General features: G+C 35.9%; 24 protein-coding genes. 15 read left to right on the top strand and 9 right to left on the bottom strand.

Annotation, left to right across the window (positions count from 1 at the left end; translation table 11 throughout):
* Nucleotide 1 precedes the first annotated feature (1 nt).
* The 3 genes from ACFSTA_RS01735 to ACFSTA_RS01725 all read left to right on the top strand — a co-directional run bounded on the left by ACFSTA_RS01735 (nucleotide 2) and on the right by ACFSTA_RS01725 (nucleotide 3,990).
* Nucleotides 2–1,507, top strand: coding sequence for a sodium:solute symporter family protein (locus ACFSTA_RS01735; protein ID WP_377554814.1), 1,506 nt, complete (start codon nucleotides 2–4; stop codon nucleotides 1,505–1,507).
* A gap of 94 nt (nucleotides 1,508–1,601) precedes the next feature.
* Nucleotides 1,602–2,774: an iron-containing alcohol dehydrogenase gene (locus ACFSTA_RS01730; RefSeq protein WP_377554812.1), complete on the top strand. Its 1,173-nt coding sequence runs from the start codon at nucleotides 1,602–1,604 to the stop codon at nucleotides 2,772–2,774.
* Between the two features lie 172 nt (nucleotides 2,775–2,946).
* A complete protein-coding gene (locus tag ACFSTA_RS01725; RefSeq protein WP_377554810.1) occupies nucleotides 2,947–3,990 on the top strand; it encodes a beta-carotene 15,15'-monooxygenase in 1,044 nt (347 codons plus the stop codon).
* A 324-nt stretch (nucleotides 3,991–4,314) separates the two neighbouring features.
* Here the strand turns inward: ACFSTA_RS01725 and ACFSTA_RS01720 are convergent, their stop codons facing one another.
* From ACFSTA_RS01720 to ACFSTA_RS01680, 9 genes are all read right to left on the bottom strand, one after another.
* Complete coding sequence (locus tag ACFSTA_RS01720; RefSeq protein ID WP_377554808.1) at nucleotides 4,315–5,640, bottom strand: FtsW/RodA/SpoVE family cell cycle protein; 1,326 nt, start codon at nucleotides 5,638–5,640, stop codon at nucleotides 4,315–4,317.
* Nucleotides 5,637–6,071 carry a PadR family transcriptional regulator gene (locus ACFSTA_RS01715; protein WP_377554807.1) on the bottom strand — a complete coding sequence of 145 codons (435 nt, stop codon included), beginning with the start codon at nucleotides 6,069–6,071 and terminating at the stop codon, nucleotides 5,637–5,639. The genes ACFSTA_RS01720 and ACFSTA_RS01715 overlap by 4 nt, the downstream gene beginning before the upstream one ends.
* Nucleotides 6,072–6,073: 2 nt before the next feature.
* Complete coding sequence (locus tag ACFSTA_RS01710; RefSeq protein WP_377554805.1) at nucleotides 6,074–6,619, bottom strand: sigma-70 family RNA polymerase sigma factor; 546 nt, start codon at nucleotides 6,617–6,619, stop codon at nucleotides 6,074–6,076.
* Between the two features lie 199 nt (nucleotides 6,620–6,818).
* Nucleotides 6,819–7,160 (bottom strand): hypothetical protein, encoded by a 342-nt coding sequence (locus ACFSTA_RS01705; RefSeq protein ID WP_377554803.1) that lies wholly within the window; start codon nucleotides 7,158–7,160, stop codon nucleotides 6,819–6,821.
* A gap of 410 nt (nucleotides 7,161–7,570) precedes the next feature.
* Nucleotides 7,571–7,768, bottom strand: coding sequence for a hypothetical protein (locus ACFSTA_RS01700; RefSeq protein WP_377554801.1), 198 nt, complete (start codon nucleotides 7,766–7,768; stop codon nucleotides 7,571–7,573).
* A gap of 249 nt (nucleotides 7,769–8,017) precedes the next feature.
* The gene (locus ACFSTA_RS01695) at nucleotides 8,018–8,143 is read right to left on the bottom strand and encodes a hypothetical protein (RefSeq protein ID WP_377554799.1); all 126 of its coding nucleotides are present in this window, start codon (nucleotides 8,141–8,143) and stop codon (nucleotides 8,018–8,020) included.
* A gap of 172 nt (nucleotides 8,144–8,315) precedes the next feature.
* On the bottom strand, nucleotides 8,316–9,299 hold the full coding sequence (locus ACFSTA_RS01690) for a ketoacyl-ACP synthase III (RefSeq protein ID WP_377554798.1): 984 nt from the start codon (nucleotides 9,297–9,299) through the stop codon (nucleotides 8,316–8,318).
* Between the two features lie 193 nt (nucleotides 9,300–9,492).
* The gene (locus ACFSTA_RS01685) at nucleotides 9,493–10,149 is read right to left on the bottom strand and encodes a hypothetical protein (RefSeq protein ID WP_377554796.1); all 657 of its coding nucleotides are present in this window, start codon (nucleotides 10,147–10,149) and stop codon (nucleotides 9,493–9,495) included.
* A 239-nt stretch (nucleotides 10,150–10,388) separates the two neighbouring features.
* A complete protein-coding gene (locus ACFSTA_RS01680; RefSeq protein ID WP_377554794.1) occupies nucleotides 10,389–10,715 on the bottom strand; it encodes an antibiotic biosynthesis monooxygenase family protein in 327 nt (108 codons plus the stop codon).
* Between the two features lie 216 nt (nucleotides 10,716–10,931).
* Here ACFSTA_RS01680 and ACFSTA_RS01675 point away from each other — a divergent pair, with 216 nt between their 5' ends.
* From ACFSTA_RS01675 to ACFSTA_RS01620, 12 genes are all read left to right on the top strand, one after another.
* Nucleotides 10,932–11,672, top strand: coding sequence for a class I SAM-dependent DNA methyltransferase (locus ACFSTA_RS01675; protein WP_377554793.1), 741 nt, complete (start codon nucleotides 10,932–10,934; stop codon nucleotides 11,670–11,672).
* A gap of 127 nt (nucleotides 11,673–11,799) precedes the next feature.
* Nucleotides 11,800–11,964 (top strand): hypothetical protein, encoded by a 165-nt coding sequence (locus ACFSTA_RS01670; protein WP_377554791.1) that lies wholly within the window; start codon nucleotides 11,800–11,802, stop codon nucleotides 11,962–11,964.
* 30 nt (nucleotides 11,965–11,994) lie between these two features.
* Nucleotides 11,995–12,120 carry a DUF6254 family protein gene (locus tag ACFSTA_RS01665; RefSeq protein WP_377554789.1) on the top strand — a complete coding sequence of 42 codons (126 nt, stop codon included), beginning with the start codon at nucleotides 11,995–11,997 and terminating at the stop codon, nucleotides 12,118–12,120.
* Nucleotides 12,121–12,281: 161 nt separating this feature from the next.
* Nucleotides 12,282–12,800 (top strand): STM3941 family protein, encoded by a 519-nt coding sequence (locus ACFSTA_RS01660; protein WP_377554788.1) that lies wholly within the window; start codon nucleotides 12,282–12,284, stop codon nucleotides 12,798–12,800.
* A 284-nt stretch (nucleotides 12,801–13,084) separates the two neighbouring features.
* Nucleotides 13,085–14,194: a mechanosensitive ion channel family protein gene (locus ACFSTA_RS01655; RefSeq protein WP_377554786.1), complete on the top strand. Its 1,110-nt coding sequence runs from the start codon at nucleotides 13,085–13,087 to the stop codon at nucleotides 14,192–14,194.
* 145 nt (nucleotides 14,195–14,339) lie between these two features.
* Nucleotides 14,340–15,104 (top strand): hypothetical protein, encoded by a 765-nt coding sequence (locus ACFSTA_RS01650; RefSeq protein ID WP_377554784.1) that lies wholly within the window; start codon nucleotides 14,340–14,342, stop codon nucleotides 15,102–15,104.
* A 17-nt stretch (nucleotides 15,105–15,121) separates the two neighbouring features.
* Nucleotides 15,122–15,577 (top strand): hypothetical protein, encoded by a 456-nt coding sequence (locus tag ACFSTA_RS01645; RefSeq protein ID WP_377554782.1) that lies wholly within the window; start codon nucleotides 15,122–15,124, stop codon nucleotides 15,575–15,577.
* A 104-nt stretch (nucleotides 15,578–15,681) separates the two neighbouring features.
* Nucleotides 15,682–16,386, top strand: a complete 705-nt coding sequence (locus ACFSTA_RS01640) for a response regulator transcription factor (protein ID WP_377554780.1) — start codon at nucleotides 15,682–15,684, stop codon at nucleotides 16,384–16,386.
* Nucleotides 16,386–17,387: a sensor histidine kinase gene (locus tag ACFSTA_RS01635; RefSeq protein WP_377554778.1), complete on the top strand. Its 1,002-nt coding sequence runs from the start codon at nucleotides 16,386–16,388 to the stop codon at nucleotides 17,385–17,387. The genes ACFSTA_RS01640 and ACFSTA_RS01635 overlap by 1 nt, the downstream gene beginning before the upstream one ends.
* A 91-nt stretch (nucleotides 17,388–17,478) precedes the next feature.
* Nucleotides 17,479–18,243: an ABC transporter ATP-binding protein gene (locus ACFSTA_RS01630; protein WP_377554776.1), complete on the top strand. Its 765-nt coding sequence runs from the start codon at nucleotides 17,479–17,481 to the stop codon at nucleotides 18,241–18,243.
* Complete coding sequence (locus tag ACFSTA_RS01625) at nucleotides 18,218–20,083, top strand: ABC transporter permease (RefSeq protein WP_377554774.1); 1,866 nt, start codon at nucleotides 18,218–18,220, stop codon at nucleotides 20,081–20,083. Before ACFSTA_RS01630 ends, ACFSTA_RS01625 begins: the two co-directional genes overlap by 26 nt.
* Nucleotides 20,084–20,182: 99 nt before the next feature.
* Nucleotides 20,183–20,746, top strand: coding sequence for an LOG family protein (locus ACFSTA_RS01620; protein WP_377554773.1), 564 nt, complete (start codon nucleotides 20,183–20,185; stop codon nucleotides 20,744–20,746).
* Nucleotides 20,747–20,934 lie beyond the last annotated feature (188 nt).

The following is a 20,934-nucleotide window of genomic DNA, read 5'->3' as shown; positions in this document are numbered from 1 at the left end:
TATGAATGATGTAATGATGTTTTCATGGATTTTTATGATTATTTTTATCGGTATCATGTTAACTTTAGGATACGTTGGAATGAAGAAAACAAATTCCTCCGATGATTTTGCGACGGCAAGATCTAGTTATGGACCTATTGTCATAGCACTTGTTATTAGTGCAGGGATATCGAGTGGTTCCACTTTTATGGGGATGCCGGGTCTCGCCTATGACTTAGGAGCTCCGAGTTTATGGTATCCACTTTTGTATCCTGTGGCGACAGTCATTGGGGTGTTGTTTGTCGCTAAAACGATCAAGATTTATGGGGATAAGTTCGGAACAAGAACAATACCTGATTTTATTGGGGATCGGTACGGTAGTGAATTTTTGCGGATAACGTTAACGATCATTTCTGTTCTATTGATCTTCTACGTCGTGTCTCAATTTGTTGCTGCAGCGACCATGTTCCAAACGATGATGGGTGTAGACTATAATGTAGGACTTTTTATCACTGGAGTAGTACTAGCAATTTATGTGTTCATGGGTGGTTCCCATTCCGATATTATGTCCGATGCGGTTCAAGGGTTTTTAATGTTAATTACATCTATTATCGTCGTCATATGTTTTGTTTCCAGTGTGGGTGTTACTGGTGGATTTGGAGATATGATTTCATTAATTAAAGAACGAAATCCATCGGGTGGGTTTGACACGTTATTCATCCCAGGTCACGATACGTATGGATCATTTTGGTTAGTTGGTCTGCTATTTGTAGCTCACCTACCATTCAGTATTCTACCACACTTAGGAAATAAGTTTTTAGCAGTTAAATCGAATAAAGATATGAAAAAATTAATTATGTACTGCACCATTTTTGCTACGATTTTGCCATTAATGGGGTTAGGTGGAATGTTAGGGATAGCAGTCGTTGATCCTGCTTTAGATATTCGTCCAGACCAGATTATTCCAGTATTATTCCAAGAAATCTTCCCACCATTTTTAGCTGCATTTTTAGCGGTAGCTGTTTTGTCAGCGATCATGTCTACATCAGATGGTTTAATCGTTTCACTAACACAATTATTAGCTAATGATATATTCAGAAAGACAATCGTACCTAGAACAAACATCTCGAAACAAAAATCTGAAAAATTAGAACTTATCATTAGTAGATATTCAACATTCCTGGTCATTGCCGTAGCTATCTTTATGGCATGGGCACCGCCACAGTATTTATCAGTGTTTATGTGGATTGGAATTGGTGGGATCGTTTCTGCTACAGCAGGCCCACTAGTTGTTGGAGCACTATGGCCAAAGGCTACAAAACAAGGAGCCATTTTTTCCTTAAGTGCAGGAACAGTTTCTTATTGGATTATTTACCTACCATTCGGCTTTGATGTAAGTAATCCTTTTGCAGCAGCTGGTTTAGGTGTATTAATTAGTATGGTTGTTATGATTATTCATACATTAGTATTTCCTAATAAAAAAGCAAATGAGGATATAGATTCAGAACAAAACCTATCGATCAGTTAAGACGACTTCCAAATAATTACCGAATGATAATGGATGAATTTAATGGTGTCAGACATCGCAGTAAAGCATAAATTCAAAAAAGGAGAGTGCATCAATGAGTCAGTTTATTTCACCGAAAAAAATATATCATGGGGAAGGATCTTTAGCTAAATTAGAAATCATTATAAAAGAGGTGAAAGCGAGAAAAGTTTTTTTACTAACAGACCCGATGCTAAAAGATCTAGGTGTCATTAATCCAGTGTTAGAACAATTGGAAATGCAGGACGTAACAGTGGATATTAACACACATGTTGTACCAGAACCACCACTAAGCGCTGGGAATGAAGTAGTTGAGGCGGTTAGAAAAAGTAAGCCAGACTTGGTGATTGGCGTTGGTGGTGGAAGTGCATTGGACTTGGCGAAAGCTGCGGCAGTGCTAGCGGAGAATGAGGGATCTGTAGAAGATTACTTGAACTTGAGTGGAAGTAAACAAACAACGAATAAAGGGTTACCGAAAGTGTTAATTCCGACTACATCTGGTACAGGTGCAGAGGTTACCGACATTGCCGTCTTTTCTTTAGACGACACAAAGGATGTTATTACACATGAAAATCTACTAGCTGACTATGCGATCGTAGACCCAGTGTTAACATACACCTTGCCACCAAAGGTGACTGCTGCGAGCGGTATCGACGCATTAACACATGCGGTTGAAGCATATACATCTATCCATGCGACGCCATTAACAGACTCCTTAGCATTAGATGCCATTCAACGAATCGTAAAAAATGTACGTACTGCCGTCTGGAATGGACAGGATAAACATGCTAGAGAACAAATGTCGCTTGGTAGTTTAATAGCCGGATTAAGTTTTTATAATGCAGGAGTAGCAGGTGTTCACGGCTTAGCCTACCCATTAGGTGGATTATTCAAAATTCCCCATGGTGAATCCAATGCGCTTCTATTACCGTATGTTTATGACTATATATGGCCATCTTGTTTGGATAAAATGGTCAAAATAGCAGAAATGATGGGGCTACCTACTGAGGGAAAGAGTGCACGACAAATTTCTATTGATGTAGTAATTAGCCTACAAGATTTAGTAAGAGACGTTGGTCTACCGTTGAAACTAAGTGCCTATCCAATTGAAGAAAAAGATATTGAACGCTTAGCACAAAATGGTGTGAAACAAAAACGCCTTCTTGATAGAAGCCCACGGCCATTAAACATCGACTCAATTAGAGAAATATACACTAATGCATACAACGGAGTATTGACAAGTGTGTAGACTATGAGACGGAGTGGGACGGAGGGTCAGTCCCTCCGTCCCACTTATCTAATTCTGTGATGGTGGGACGAGGGGACTGTCCCCCCACCCCATTAGTATGGTAAAATTTAGTTAGAGCATAAATACGGGATGACATGTGACATTATTATTGTTTGCTGAGGAGAGGGATTTTGTGGTACTTAAGCGGGAGTTTCTACGTCAGGCTTGGCTTTTATTTCTATTTGTTGTGATCGGCTCTAATTTCATGTTATACCATACAACGTTTGGAGCAAGCATCATTCCAAAGGATTCAAATGCTGTGGTAATTGGGTCCATCATAGATTTATCGATTATATCTCCTATTCTCTATGTTACATGGGCAAGGAAATGGAATTGGAAGTATATTATTATGACGATGGCTGTTGGTCTTATTCTAGTTCGATTTCTTATACCGATGAAATACTTGGAACCTTTTGCCCCTATTACATGGGTAGGATTTGCAGTTGAAGGTCTACTAGTTATTATCGAGCTTTTGATTGTCATAACTCTCATTACATATTTACCTCGTATTGTGCAGACGGTGAAACAAAGTACATTGCCAGTATTATTTTCTTTTCATCATGCAGTAACGATGAAAGTAAAACATTCACCAATTATTTCAGTTATTTGCTCTGAGATGCTGTTATTCTATTTTGCCTTCGCTTGTTGGAAAAAACATCCCCACTTAAATGAATCTACCTTTACATTACATAAAAAAACGAGTTTAATAGCTCTTCAAGTAATGCTTATTCATGCAATTATTATCGAGACAATAGGGATTCACTGGTGGTTACATGAATGGTCTCCTATATTGTCTTTCATTTTATTGGTACTAAATATTTACTCCGTTATCCTATTGGTAGGGGATATTCAAGCAGTACGATTCAATCCTGTTCTAGTTACCGATAAAAAGATATATATTTCTTTAGGACTAATGAAGCGGATGGAAATTGAATGGGCTAATGTTGAAAAATTAATTGATGATCCCAAAGAGTTGCAGAAGAAACCGACAAAAGAAACAATGGAGTTTATCGCAAAAGATCTGGAAAAAGTACTGCCAACAGTTATTCTCCAATTAAAACAACCAACGGAAGCATCACTATTAATGGGAATGAAACGAAAATATAGCCGAGTTGCTATTCGAGTAGATGAACCAGGTAAGTTTATGGAGTTAATTAAAGAAAAAGTAAAAGTATAAAAAGAATGTGATGAGACAACCTCTTGCATTTTTATCGTCTTTCTTGCAAGATGCAATACATCCAACAATGCTTCTTGTAGTACTATTGATAATAATGAAGTAGATAGGTGTGAAGTTTTCTAACTAAAGCCGAGACTATTCAGAGAGATTATATTTTTCGACTTATTAGTGAAGAGGAAGAATGCAATCAGGCTTTACCCAGCTAAACAGGGAAGCCCTACCGAGAGAAATACGACAAAAGCAGTTCTTAAAGTGGGACGAGGGGGGACAGGTCCACTGTCCCAGTTTCATTTTGGATAAGAAATCTGACCATCGATTCAAATATTATATCTTCACTGCAGTAAACTCGACAATATCCTTTTTCCGATACACATTAAGAGTTAACCCTAATATTGTAGCGTAAAATAAAAGCATGCTTCCTCCATAGCTAATAAATGGTAGGGATACTCCCATAATCGGTACTATTCCCAATCCCATCAATATGTTCCAACATGTAGGAACGGTAAATAATGCAGCACCACCGATTACTAATAATCTCCCAAATTGATCTTTTGTTTTAAAAGCATTTAAAGAGATTCTTATAATAAATACCAACAAAATAAAACAAAGAAAAATTCCGAACGCCCACCCAAGTGAAAAGACGAGATATGAAAAAGCAAGATCTGTATGTGTTATTGAGAATGCTTGTTGGTTTAGATCATTGTCAAGACCATTACCGAACCACCCTGCTTTGGACAGGGCATCATTAATTACAAAATATATATAACCTTCTCCGTCTGGATCAGAATAACGATCAATAAAAGCTAATAATCTAAAATAGAAATAATTATTTTGAAAAGTATTGATTATTGTACCAATAAAAAGCAAACAAGCAGCCACATTAGTCACAATCCACCAAATGAATAATTTTATATGAGCCCGAGAAAAGGCAATCATCGTTAATATGCAAAAGAAATATATGATACTTACCACAAATTGTAGAAGCATCATGTAGAAGAAAAATGGCGTCCAAAAAAGAAAAAACAATAAGATTTGTTTTTTCCAGCTACTAAACTCCTTAACCCTGCTTAGGATCGTAGTCCAAGCTAGAAAAAATAAAAATAAAGATAGTAGTGTTACATCGACACTAATGTCCCCAAGAACAACCCATCTTTTGGTCCCCATCGTTACTTTACCAAAATTTAGGACCAATAAAAGTAGCGACAATCCGATTACATAGAAGGCAACCCACAAGCTCTGTAATTTTCGATAATCAAAGAAATGAATGCCACCTACAATTATAAGAACTGCAATAATGTACCAGATCATCTGTTTTCCGATAAAATAGGAGCTAGGTGCTATTGATTCGGGAGAGCCACCAATTAAAGGAAGAAAGCTAATTCCTGCAATAATAACAAATAGGGTGATTAGGATCCAATCTATTTTGGGTTTATGGAGTTTGTTTAAGTTATCTCCAATGATTATTGGATTTCCCATTTCTTGGATCGCCTTATCATCTGCATCATCTTTAGAAAACGTTTTTTTTTGGAAGAATTGGCTTCGTTCTTCTAAATGACTGGTAAGCTCATTTTGGATCATGTTATGAACCTCTTTGGATTTCACTCTAGAGGTGACTTTGCTTGAAAATTTCTCGAATTTGGTGGAACTCATAAAGACGCCTCCTCCAGTAAGCTTTGAAGGGGAGTATGTTGTTTCATTCTTCCTTGCTTAGACGCAACTAATAGTTTTTTCCCTTTTTTTGTTAAGGAGTAATATTTCTTTCCTTCTATCCATTTAGAAGTTAGGACTTCTTTGTTTTCTAGTAGATGTAAGAGTGTATAAAGCTGCCCTTCTTTATTTTGAAAACTAAGCTCACTTTTATGAAAAAGGTAGGTAGATATATCGAATCCGTGTTTTTCTCCGTTTCGAATCGATTCTAATACAGTTATAAGGGTTTCCTCCTTCCAAAAATGAAGCTGGTGTAGAGAATGTTTATTTCGTATGACCTCTTTCACAGCATTTTTTCGCTCGTCGGAAAAGGAAAGATCTTTAAAAACTGTTTCTTTCATAGAATCCTTTAGTTTGATAAATGAATCGCCCATGATTAAACCTCCTCTATCATCTTATCTTTCAATAATTCTTTCGCACGTTTTAATCTAGTTTTGATCGTATTTAAATTAACAGTAGTAACCTTACTTATTTCCGCTAAGGGTAGCTCCTCATAATAATGGAGGAAAACTACTTCTCTGTACTTAATAGGTAAATCCATGACCGCTTTTGTTAAGCTGTTTTGTTCATTCTTTGATATGATTTCTTCATCAACCTGTGTTGATTTAGAAGGTATATAGTCTAAAATCTTTTCATTGAAAGTGACTTTGCGATAATGCCAGCTTCTTAAATAGTCCTTACAATGATTGCTAGCGATTCGATATAACCAAGTTTTTAATGTAGCCTGCTTGTTAAACTGACCAAACTTTTCATAACACTTAATAAAAATATCTTGCGTTAAGTCCTCTGCTGTCGTTCGGTTTTTAACATATGTATAGACTAGATGCAGGATATTATCGCTATATTCATACATTAATTGATCAATTATTTCTTCTCTATCGTCCGTATGGTCATCAGTCCCAGTCACTTGATCTACATTCATGTATTATCACCTCTTCCTACATTTTTAGACGAAACTATCCCATGGTTGGTTTGAAAAAATATAAAAATTTCGGATGCTCTTGATCGAGGTGACAGGAACCTTGTCCGATCAAGATAGTGGAATATCATATTGATGGGGAATATTATGGGTGAATAAAGTACGGACAAATATTAAAGTTCTTTGCGGATTTTGAACGTTTTCATTCTTCAACTTTTATTATTTGTTTAGCGATTCCTTCTCGTTGTGCATGATTCACATCGATTTTATCTTCTAGGTTGACCTTTACTGATTCCCCTTCAGATAAGTAATCTACGCTAATAGATTCCCCATTCTCATCAAATAATTGTGTATCTTCCGTTATAAAAATATTACAATCAATTCCATAATCGTCGGCGTTCTCGCCTTTATTTAATAATTCCGTACAATTTATAGATAAGGTATCCTCATTTATACTTAGTATATTACCAATAAAAAAATTTGTTTGTGAACTACACCCAGATAATAAGATGAGAGTAACGATTAGAGTTTTGCGGAAGTTCAATAATACACACTCCTTTTAATTTTGTCTGTTTTCATTGAGGGAAAGTAAAGAAAATATAACGTAAGATGATTCACCTTGGAATAAATGATCATGTAAGCATTAATTGGGGGTTAAAAGTTATATAGCAGTTCAATAAACAGTGCTATAACGTCGTATTTATATACCCAAAAATCATAACTAAAGGTAATGAGTTTCATTAAAAGGTGCAAAATGTTAAATCACAGAAAACACTGAACATTTCGCATAATAAATTGAATGAAATTGCATTGTTATTCAAAAGAAAAGAAGCTTGGAGGCAGGCTTCTTTAACTATCATCATTAAGTTTTCGAATGCATTCATAGATTGAATAATTCCTAGTTTCTATCACTGGTTTTGCTCAATAATGATAGTCTACATTTTGTCTCTACAATTAAAATATTAAACTATAAAGAAAAGGGATAAATAAAGCTAAACCAAGACAAATTATCGCTGCTAATTTTGACTGTTTAGTAATACGTGTATCACCCTCGTGTAATTTTTCAATAAATGTAAGTGTAAAGTAAAAACAGAAAATAATGAGTAAGATTGAAATACTTCCTACCCAAACGGCTGTTTCTAGATTATTCATGTTACCATCTCCTGACTTATCTCATATAATTGTGTCGTCAAAAAGCACCATATTGTTAAAAAATAGAATAATTGCTTACTATATTTTCTTCATTCCAACTTATAAATAATTGAGCTTGAACCATACCACTCTGCACCCCCTCGATATCTCCATTTTCAATATACTTATCATTAGGGGACCTATAATTTTCTATTTTACCAAAAAATCATAACGCCATGTTTCACTTTCATTATTTCCACTTGTTCCTTGTTAATGATCGATACCAAATAGATTTTTAACCTCATTTTTTGATAATCCTAATTTTAATTTTACTTTAACCATTGTAACTAGCTTGATATCTTCTGATTGTGCTTCATTTTGAAGTTCTTGCGTCAAACTTCGAAATTCTCACTACGGATAACTCTTTTCTCTTATAAATAATATCTCTTCATCTTCAAATAATTCTAGTAAAGGAGTCCGATCCAAGTGCACTAGGTATTAGGTATTCCCAATCCACTTCCCATAATGAAAATCTTTCTTGAAGAATAGTCCCATTTGTTTAAAAAACTTAAATTGTCCATTTGATTAGTAAACCAGCATGTGCTAAACCGCCACCAAAACCATATAGTAAAACTTTATCTCCGTTTTTGAGTTTATTTTCTGTTACTCCTTTATCTAATGACAAGGGTATTGTTGCTGAAGAAGTATTTCCATAGTCCACTAAACTGTTCAGTGTTTTTTCAATGGGAAAATCACTTCTTTTACAAATTGATTCAATCATCCTCAAATTAGCACTATGAGGTACAAACCAATCCACTTCATTCAAAGGAGTGGACGCATTTTGTAATACATTTTTCATTCCCTTTGGAACGGTAGAGACAGCCCATTTGTATACTTCACGTCCGTTTTGTACAATTTTATCACTATTAATTATTTCCTCGTCAAACATATGTTTTGAATGATTTGAACAGTATAAATGTTTTCCTGCTTCGCCTTCCGAATCCAAATGTGAAGAAAGAAAACTTGGTTGTTCTTCATCGTACTCCAAAAGAACAGCCCCTCCACCATCTCCAAATAAAATGCAAGTACTTCTATCTTCGTAATCTGTAACTTTAGATAAGGTTTCAGCTCCAATAACAAGAACTTTTCTGTTAAGACCTGATGTTATTAATCCATTGGCTACATGCAAACCATAAGTGAAACCTGCACAAGCAGCGTTTAAATCAATTGCACCAGCGCCTCTAATGCCGAGTTTTGCCTGTACTAAAGAAGCTACACTTGGAGTTTTGAAGTCAGGAGTTAATGTACAAACAATGATCATATCTACATCTTCAATAGTTTTTTCAAATCGTTTCATTAAGTTTCTGACAGCGTTATAACTTATATCACTTGAGAATTCTTCTTTAGCAGCAATTCTTCGCTCTTTAATACCAGTACGTTGAACAATCCATTCATCATTCGTTTCAACCATTTTTTCTAAATCGAAATTTGTTAACCTTTTTTCAGGAACATAAGAACCTATCGCTGTAATTCGAGCTTTGGAAATAAACAAAAAATCACCTCATTATATAATATGAACTTATAAAAAAGTTATCACTTAATATTATAACTTACTACTATCACTTGGTACTAATTTTTAAGTAAAAAAATTGATATATATTTTCGTTCAGTAAGGAATTTTCCTTCTGCATACTTGACTTACAGGAAGCGATTGCTTTTAACGGTTAATCAATAATACATTATAATTAACCGTAAATTTCAAGTGAAACCACAGATTGATCTGTTTCATCAACTAATAACACAATGCGTTTTGCAAATGTGCTAAAAGTACGTATTGTTATGGATTCTTTTAAATCGTCATCTAACTTCCATCCAGTTGGTTGTAGCATTATGGAACCATTTTCAGCAAAGAAAGAGCTCATAAAAAATTCTCGTATATTTTCTGTTTCTTTTAAATGTAAAGGTTTGATTAGTTCTTGATTTACTAAGTAGTTTTTTAATGCTCTTGGTTTAGTTGCTATATTTAAATTATTTGAACGATATAAGTCAGGTATTACAGGATAAACGTTGTTTGGAAATAAATCCTCTACAATTTTCTTGGACTCTTCTTTTAAACAACTTACGTTTATTTCCTTTAGTTTACCATTCATAAAAATCTTCTTAACATCTAAGTAATGTGGTACGATTTCATTCATTATAGTATGAAACGAGTATTCGGTTGGAGTTGGTAAGATTGTTAGACCATCACTCCCAATAATTACGTCTACTGAAGCGAAAAATTGGCAAACTTCACTCATGTTACTTAAAGAAATCTCTGATTCTACTTTCTCAATTTTTAATTTGCCATTGTCAATATGAAAAGGTAATTGTGGCTTTTTTATTTCAGTAAGCCATTCAAACATATTCTCACTTCCACCTTATTTTCTTTCTAGTGTAACATAACTTGATAATACTGCTTTTTTAATACACTACGTAAAACAATAGCCGTAAACCACAAAATCAGCACCCAAAAAACTTTTGATGAATTACTATACATATAATTCAAGTTGCTAAACGCTGACACAAATACCGTGGATTAAGTAATTGTAACTTTGGTAGTGATAGCTTGTATGTGATTTTTGTACCGTTAACACTTAAAAAACTACATTGGAAAAGAATATTCCTTCTCAACTTTACAAATGCGAATATTGTATTTTTTATACCATTCTTTTTTACCTTTATCCTGGGCTACTTTATGGGCTGAATTATCTTTCCAACTCTTAATGTCTTCTAAAGATTCCCAATATGAAACAGTAATACCTAACTCATTATCGCTTACACTTTCAATACCTAAAAATCCATGTTGCTTTGCAGCCAACTCTTTCATCGCTAGTGCCATTTTTCCGTATCCATTATCACCATCAGTTCTTTGTGAAGTAAAAATTACTGCATAATATGGTGGATGCATCTTTCTCTCATTCCCATTCATTTATTAAAACCTCCTTGGGTTGAGGGGTCAGACCCCTCGTCCCAGTTTCATTATGGGACGACGGACCTGACCCCTTAACTTTCTTGCGAATGTCAGACCTATCAGTTATTATATACTAAATTACAAATGAGGTGATTATTATGAAAATAATTTACAAAGATATTATATTAGAAACGAATCGATGGAATAACTAAAAATTAAGGAGGCTATATAAATTTGGCTGACAGAATATTTGAAGAGCAAAGACTTGCAGATGTATATGATTTGTTTGATTCGGCAGAACGACCAGATCTTGCCCCGTATATTGCGATGGCAGAAGAATTCAATGCTCACACAGTAATTGATCTTGGTTGCGGAACAGGCAACCTTGCTTGTCGGCTTGCTGCGCTTGGGAAGGAAGTGATTGGAGTGGATCCAGCCGCCGCCTCTCTTAAAGTGGCAAATCGTAAAACATATGCAGATCAAGTCAATTGGATACATGGTACAGTAGCTACACTCCCAAGTTTACAAACCGATCTTATTACGATGACTGGAAATGTCGCACAAGTATTTGTAACTGATGATGAATGGTTATCAACACTTATAAAATGTCGCAATATTATTAGCCCTGGTGGCCGGCTAGTTTTTGAAGTTCGTGACCCTGAAAAAGAAGCATGGAAGAACTGGAATCGTGAACAGACCTATAAAGTGATAGAAGTACCTGAAATCGGAAAAATAGAGAGGTGGCACGATCTTCTTGATGTGCAATTACCTTTAGTTACGTTTCGACATACATTCGTATTTCACAACGACGGTCAAGTACTGACTTCTGAATCTACATTGAAGTTCCGTAGTAAGTCTGAGATTATGGACTCCTTATTCAAGGCTAACTTACTTGTGGAGGATATTCGAGATGCACCAGATCGTCCTGGTTTAGAATTTGTCTTTATAGCCCGCAGTCCAGAATTGAGTAAATAGGTGGGTTGAGGGGTCAGGTCCGTCGTCCCAGCTTCATCATGGGACGAGGGGACTGACCCTCATTCGCACTCTTTCGCATATTTCCACTCCATCTCCTTATAATAAAAGATAAGAAGGAGGGAAATGCATGGCAAAGAGGACAAAGAAAAATGATGCTGATCAAAAAAATAAACAGGGATTTGATTCTAGCAAACAGGATGCTGAATTCTCAAAAGAATTTGGTAGTGCAGCTGCTAATAAAGAACATAAGGAAAAAGCGAAGCAAGCTAGAGCTGACCTTTGGAAGTTTTAGATAAATGAAATAAAGGAGTACGAAATTGTTATGACTGAATCAAAATCACAAAAAGAACGACAATGGCGATCGCGTAAGAATGCCAAAAATCCACATGGCAAAGTAAAGACTTTTGAGCAGTTAGCCGATGAAGCGGGGAAAGACGAAAATAAGTAAAATGAGAGGGCTAGACACATTTTAAGGTGTCAGGCCCTTTTCTAATATGGAGAATAGCCTCCATATTACCGGATATTTACCAAAAAAGGGACTATTTACCCTTGATACTATGTATCACAGAGATATATTTAAGGGTGAATGAATGGAGAGGGAGATATAGTATGAATGAAATTATTATTTATTCTAATCGGGGAAAATTATTTGTATTAGGTTTTCTTTCCTTTGTATTTGTTGTAGTCGGAAGTACTATGTATACATCAGGAGGAGCGGAAGAAGGAGCATTCGGGCTCTGGCTCAGAATTATAGGTTTAATCACGATCTTATTTTTTGGACTATGTATGATTTACTATATAAAAGTTCTCATAAAGCGCAAGCCGGCTCTAATTGTTTCAGATAAAGGGATTACGGATCATTCCAGTTATATTGGAGCGGGTCTAGTAAATTGGGAGGAAATAGCAGGTGTTGATTTTGTAAGTTTCGGTGGTCAACATTATATTGGAATTTACACAAAAGATCCCGAGCTTATCATTAATCGTGCAAGTGGATTGAAGCGTGTGTTAAATCGTATGAATAAAGGATTATTGGATACACAGGTTAATATACCTGTGAAAACACTCGATTGTTCAGTAGAGGAACTTGTTGATTCGATAAACACTCATTTGATGAAGGAAGAGGCTTAAAGCGGGTTGTAATCGAACTAAACTAAAATGAGCTTAGTCACTTATAGCTCATTGTTATGTAGGAATTATAAAATTATTGGACCGTTTGCTGAAGATACTGGGATTGACGAAAAATAAATGGAGTAAGTAGTGGACTAGGCATATTTAGGGTGCCTAGTCCTTTTTATTCGTTGTAAATATGGGACGAGGGGTCTGACCCTTCGTCCCACTCGTTCCCGCATAATAAGCGCTTGACAAGAATATTTATGATGTACAGGCTTATTTAAAATGGGGGTAGTGTGGGGATGTCTTGGGAAGTGTTAATTTCGTATAATTATTTGGTTGATTTAGTAGTATCACTTACGATTTTCTTGCTTTTTTTCATTTTACGAAAATACATTTTAAGATACGTATATATTTTCTTATTAAAGGTAAGTCGAGGTAGGCTGAACGGTTTGTTTCATCAGTTGCGTTCTTCTTTTTCCTTACCAATTCAAGGGCTCATTTTAATTGTTGGTGTTTATATATCAGTTGGTTATTTTCCATATTTAGAACAAACGAATGCATTGTTTCTTCATATGATCAGATCAAGCGTTATTTTTATGATTGGTTGGGGGCTATTTAATCTGTCGTCGTCTTCATCGGCACTTTTTTCAAAAATTAACGAGAAGTATAATATGAAAATTGACAACATCTTAATCCCTTTGTTTTCACGGGCGTTACGTTTTATCATTATTGCAATTAGCTTGAGTGTGATTGCACAGGAGTTTGGCTATGATGTGAATGGTTTTGTCGCTGGTTTAGGCATAGGTGGGTTAGCTTTTGCCTTGGCTGCTAAGGATGCGCTAGCAAATATGTTTGGTGGAATTATCATCATTACGGAGAAGCCTTTTACGATTGGAGATTGGGTGCAAACACCAAGTGTGGAAGGAACAATTGAAGACATCTCCTTTCGAAGTACCAAGGTAAGAACATTTGCCCAAGCACTTGTAACTGTTCCCAATGCAACGCTTTCTAATGAATCGATTACTAATTGGAGCAAAATGGGAAAACGGCAAATTACGTTTAATTTACAATTGACTTATGATACGACTAGAGAAAAAATTGAAACGATCATTCGACAAGTGGAAAGTTTATTGAAGAATCATCCGGAAGTTCATCCGGAAACGATTTTAGTGAACTTTAATCAATACAAAGAAAATGGGGTAGAAATTTTCTTATACTTTTTCACAAAAACAACAGAATGGGGGAAATATTTAAAAGTAAGAGAGGATATCAACCTACAAATATACTCATTATTAGAAAGCGAAAAAGTGACGATAGCACTTCCAACAAGAAAAATCCTAATGGAAGGGAAGAAGCTTGAGGAAGCGGGGGACAGGTCCACTGTCCCTGATTATTCAAGATCCTTTTGATAAAAGTAATCCTGCCTATTAAACTGCCTTTAATGGGACGAGGGGTCTGACCCCTCTGGTTCTCCTCTAAATCCTTCTTGGATATCTTATACAATTTTCGAGAATAATAATGGAAGGATTATTGAATGGGAAATAGGTGTATGAAATGAATCAAATACCGTTCTTTCGTAGACAGAGGGCTTATCTATCTCAATTTACAACTGGGCAACTTCATTTGAAAAGCCCATGGGTTGTTGCTTTTTTTTCTTTTTCATATCCCGGATTCGGACATATGATACTACATCGTTATGCTGCGGCCTTTATTCTAATTTTGTGGGAAACATTTATTAATCAAATGGCAAATATTAATGAAGGTATTTTATATACATTATTAGGTGATTTTGAAAAAGCTAAACATATTTTGGAAGAAAGATGGTTAATTTTATACGTTGGTATCTATATGTTTAGCATATGGGATAGCTACCGAACAACCATCGATTTAAACAAACAGTATGTATTAGCTGATCGAGAAGATGCCCAAATATTGAATATGAAAATGGGAACATGGGATATGAACTTTTTAGATAAACGAAAGCCTTGGGTTGCTCTTATGTGGTCAGTCGTTATTCCTGGGCTAGGTCATTTGTATCTTCATAAGGTTATTACAGGCTTTTTTATGTTCGGCTATACGGTAGTGATTTTATATTTGGGGCATATACCAGAAGCGATCCATCATACCATGACTGGTAATTTTGATAAGGCTATACAAGCTTTAGACATGCAATGGACGCTCTATATTCCTTCTATCTATTTATTTATATTATATAATGCCTATAGTTCGGCAGTTGAACTTAATAAGCTTTTTGAAAAAGAGATGTCTAAATATTTGCGTCAAAACTATCAAAATAAGAACTTTAAATTACCAATATAATAATGAGGATGGTAGCCATGTACGTTATTGCCACTTTTGAAAATTCTATTTTCATTGAATTAGCTATTGGCGCGCTTGAGCAAAAAGGCATAAAAAAAGAAAATATATTAGCAGCACCACTTGATAAAAGAACAGAACCAAGGCGTTTGTTCGACACAATTCATAGAGCAGATGGTATTAGTATGTTCGATGCCGCCGCTATAATTGGAACTTGTGGCATGCTTCTTGGCGCTATTTATGGATATGTGTTAACATGGGGCCCAATTATTTGGGGGATTATTGGGGCTGTCGCAGGTTTACTTATAGGATTTCTCATAAAAATGTTAATCATAAAGCGAGACAAATCGAAAAGTAACAATATTATATCTGAAATTGTATTGATTATACATTGTGAAGATCATCAATGGGGAACTGTAGAGCAAATTTTATGGGAAAACACGGCATTAGGTATTAGTAGAGTTGAAAATAAGTAGCCTAGGAAGTGGGACGAGGAGGGGTCTGACCCCTCCGCCCTCCGCCCCTTGCTTGACCTTAATTTTTTCTGTGACATAATAGGGTTAAAAAGGGTGTGGTGTGTGTGCAGAAAATCATGATTGTGGAGGATGATCCGAAGATTGCGGAGCATTTACAGTCCTATATAGGGAAATATGGGTATGATGTGGTTTTGGTTCATGACTTTCAACAGGTCATGGAGGCGTTTCGCAAACACATGCCAGCTCTCGTTCTCCTTGATATAAATCTTCCTAGTTTTGATGGATACTATTGGTGCCGCCAGATACGTCAGGAATCGATTTGTCCGGTTATTTTTATTTCTGCTCGAGTTGGTGGAATGGATCAGGTCATGGCATTGGAAAATGGCGGTGATGATTTTATTACGAAGCCGTTTCAAATTGAGGTAGTTATGGCAAAAATAAGAAGTCAACTTCGTCGTGCTTATGGCGAATATGCTACCAAGATGGAGGAGCGTGTCATAGAGAAAGAGGGACTGAAGTTTTTCCCGGAGCGTCTTGAATTGGTATACGATACGAAGAATACCACTCTTTCAAAAAAGGAAGCAGATATCATTGAACTTTTGATGGAACGCTACCCTCGCGTTGCTGGTCGTGAAGATCTATTAGAAAAACTGTGGGATGAACAGGCATATGTAGATGAGAATACATTGAATGTAAACGTTACTAGGGTTCGCAAAAAGTTTCAAGATCTCGGCATTCAAGGTGCTATTGAAACGGTGAGGGGTGCTGGATATCGGTTGCATATTTCCTGGGAAAAGGCGGATGCCTAATGAAGCTATTTTTTAAAGAGCATGCTCTATTGATTGTCGTACAAGCCTTACAATTTTTTATTATATTATCTATTTTTTGGCTTGATGGGTATCGTTCAATTCGAGTAACACTTTATGCTGCTTTTCTAGGATTCTTTGTTTTAGCTTGTTATCTTTTTTATCATTATGTAAGTCGGCGCAAGTTTTATAATCGGCTAAGTGAACCAATACAAACATTGGACGAGTCATTGCAAAAAACTGAGTTAGCTCCAATATCAGTGAGGTTAGATCAGCTAATGAAAGATCAATATAAGCTATATCAAACACAAATCAAAACAATACAGAAGCATCAAGCAGAGCATTTACAATTTATGGATCAATGGGTACACCAAATGAAAACCCCTTTATCTGTTATTGAACTTTCTGCTCAAGGCTTAGATGAACCAGATTCCTCAAGTATTCGAGAAGAGACAGATCGAATCAAGACAGGGCTGAATACAGTTCTTTATATGGCGCGTCTAAGATCCATTGAGAAAGATTTACATATTAAACCTGTTGTTTTGCAACAAATTATCCATGAAGTAAACGGCGATAAAAAGAGATTTTATATTCGAAATCAAGTATACCCTAAGCTAGAGATAGAAAATAATGCTATTACGGTGGAAACAGATGAAAAATGGTTATTTTTTATTTTGGAACAGTTAATTAGCAATGCAGTGAAATATTCATTTGGCAAAAGTAAGTATATCAACATATCTGTATATGAAAAAAACACCGAAGCCATATTAGAAGTAACAGATTTTGGAATTGGAATACCGAAATCGGATCAAAGACGTGTTTTTGATCCTTTTTACACAGGGGAAAACGGACGGCAATTTAGAGAATCGACAGGAATGGGACTTTACTTAACAAAAGAAGTGAGCGAACATCTGGGACATCGGATTGAGATGGACTCGGAAGTTGGAAAAGGGACTACATTTCGAATTATTTTCTCATCTACCCAAAACCTTACAAGCTTGTAAGGTAACTGAAAGAATAATCGATAGTTATATCACCAGAAACAGCGCTATACTAATCACAGATCAAAAATGTGTATGTAAAGGAGATCTTGTGATGTTAAATGTAAAGAAGGTCAGCAAGATATATGAAGGAAAATTGGCGTATCGAGCCTTAACCGATATCGATTTAAACATTGATAACGGAGAATTTGTAGGTATTATGGGTCCGTCGGGAAGTGGAAAAACGACTTTATTAAACTTAATTGCTACGATTGACGAACCGACAACTGGAGAAATTTTAATAAATGGTGATAATCCACATCGTTTAAAAAAAGACAAACTAGCAAAATTTCGTCGTAATGAGTTGGGGTTTGTTTTTCAAGACTTTAATTTACTTCATACATTAACCGTGGAGGAAAACATTGTTCTTCCACTAACATTAGATGGTACAAAGGTTAAAGAGATGAAGCAGAAAGCTAAACAAATTGCTACAAAACTAGGTATTACAGAAATTATGAATAAGCGTACGTACGAGATATCAGGTGGACAAGCACAACGAGCTGCAGTTGCACGCGCGATGATTCATTCACCGAAGTTATTGCTTGCTGATGAACCGACGGGGAACTTAGATTCTAAGTCGTCGAAGGATGTTATGGGAATGCTGGAAACGATCAATCAAAAAGACGGCACAACCATGATGCTTGTTACTCATGATCCGCAAGCGGCTAGTTATTGTAATCGGGTTGTTTTTATCCGTGACGGTAAGTTTTATTCCGAAATTCATCGAGGGGACAGTCGTCAAGCTTTTTTCCAAAAGATAATTGATACACTGTCTTTATTGGGGGGAGACGACAATGACTTTTCGTCAGTTCGCGTTTAAGAATGTTTCCCGCAATAAACGATTATATGCAGCCTATTTTCTAAGTAGCATGTTTACTGTAATGGTATTTTTTACGTTTGCTATTTTTGCCTTTCATCCGGAATTGAGTGGGGATGATATGAATTCCCATGTCACACAAGGAATGAGCATTTCCGGGGGAATTATTTACTTTTTCTCCTTTTTCTTTATTTTGTATTCGATGAGTTCCTTTCTTCAGTCACGAAAGAAAGAATTTGGTATTCTGATGATACAAGGAATGACAATTAAACAAATTCGGTTAATGGTTTTTCTGGAAAACATGTTAATTGGATTCTTTGCTACAGTTGCTGGAATTGTTCTTGGACTTGTTTTTGCCAAGGGAATATTAATGGTCGCAGAGAATGTACTCATTCTAGAAAATGCGCTTAACTTTTATATTCCAATACAAGCGGTCATGATCACGTTTGTATCGTTCATTGTCCTGTTCTTTTTTATTTCCCTTTTTGTTTCCTATATATTACGAAGCAAAAAATTGGTTGAATTGATTAAAGGTGATAAAAAATCAAAAGGAGAGCCAAGAGCTAATATATTTTTAACTATACTAGCAATCCTTTTACTTGGGGGCGGTTATGCCGTTGCTTTATATGTAGAAGGAATAGCAGTGTTAGCCGCTATGATTCCAGTTATTCTAGTAGTAAGTATTGGTACGTATTTATTGTTTACTCAGTTGAGTGTTTTTGTGATTCGTCAATTAAAGAAGAGAGAATCGGTGTATTGGAAAAAAACAAATATGCTTTTATTTTCCGATCTATCTTTTCGGATGAAGGATAATGCTCGAACATTCTTTATGGTTGCAATGATTTCTACTGTTGCGTTTAGTGCGATTGGTACTCTATTTGGATTTCAAACTTATCTTACGGATGGAATGAAGTTGGCACATCCCAATACTTTTTCCTATATGGCGGAGGATTCAACGAGATCAGAAGAAATTGATTTTATAACTACCACGATGCAAGAGGAGAATATTCAAGCAGATCAAGAAGAACTTTTGCTTCGCTATTTTTCTATCGATGAAAAAAATATTTTGATAGCCAAGGAATCAGATTACAATCGTTTTGCACAATTAATAGATGAAGATCAAGTTGAAGTAGGGGAAGGAAACGTAATAGCGGTTCATTTGAGTGATCAAGGCTTAATGTATCCAGGAAGAGATGATGGTGGACATACTATCACATTAGATTCAGGGGAGACGTTAAATAATGCTCAGGTTATCGAATCCAAAGCACTTCCTGCTAGCAATAATTATTATGTTGTGTCGGATGGAGATTATGGAAAGCTAGGCGAACCGGAACTAGAATTTTATTACGCTGCTTGGCAGGTAACGGAAGGTAAGGAACATGTACTAGATGTAGCCAAGACAATTAGTGACGAAGTATCTTCTTATGAATTTACTTCTGTAGATTTGAATGAATATGAAATTAGTAAAATATACGCTCCAATTTTATTTGTGGGACTCTTTATTGGCATTGTCTTTTTCGTATCAGCTGGTAGCTTTTTATACTTCCGCTTATACACCGATTTAGACACGGATAAATTTAAATTCCGTTCCATTTCAAAGATGGGGTTAACGGGGAAAGAATTACGAAAGGTATTGTCTAGACAAACGGCAATTCTGTTTTTTACACCACTAATCGTTGCCTTAACACATGGAGCAGTAGCTTTAACCGCACTAGCAAATATGTTTAACTACGATTTATCTAAAGAGTCCATCATGGTTCTAAGCGTATTTGCAGTCATACAAATTGTTTACTACATTATCGTACAGTTCTTCTATATCAAACAAATAAAACAAGCAGTATAGGGACGAGGGGACAGACCCCCCGTTTCACTCTATTAATGCGACGGAGTGGGACGGAGGGACAGGTCCACTGGTTCACTCATAGGATGAAGGGGAAATGGCATGAAAACAATTGCAGTTTATTGTGGATCTAGTACAGGGGTGGATCCAATTTATATGAAGGAAGCGAAACGTCTTGGAGAGGTATTGGTGGAAAATGGCTTGGACCTTGTTTATGGAGGAGCGACAGTTGGTTGCATGGGGGCGGTAGCTGATGCTGTGATGGAGGCAGGTGGTAAAGTTATCGGTGTTATACCAGAGAAATTACAAAATGTAGAACTAGCACACCATCAATTAACTGAACTTCACGTTACCAAAACAATGCATGAACGCAAGGCTCTCATGGCGGAATATGCAGATGGGTTTATTGCTTTGCCTGGTGGTTCTGGAACACTCGAGGAATGGTTTGAGGTCTTTACGTGGGCACAGTTAGGTTATCATAATAAACCTTGTGCATTATTAAATATCAATAAATATTATTCGCCATTATTGTCACTATTTGATCACATGATTGAGCAAGGGTTCGTGAAACCTGCGTATAAAGATTTAATTGTTTGTGAAAATGATCCGAACGAGTTAGTAAATCAACTTAAAGAATATCAAGGAGAATATATTCATAAATGGTAATACGGTCACTTTGATGCACTTTATAAAAAGTGCATTTTTTTATGGGATGAGTGGGACGGAGGGTCTGACCCTCCGTCCCACTCCCGTCCCAAAAAATCTTAACAATTTTTTACATAAAAAATATAGAAAATTGAATCTTTCTTCCATATACTTCGTAAGTAGGAAGAGTTGGTTTATACCAAGGGTAA

It is taken from the genome of Ornithinibacillus salinisoli, assembly GCF_042684965.1.
Lineage (GTDB): Bacteria > Bacillota > Bacilli > Bacillales > Amphibacillaceae > Ornithinibacillus > Ornithinibacillus salinisoli.
This window is presented reverse-complemented; position numbering and strand designations above follow the sequence as displayed.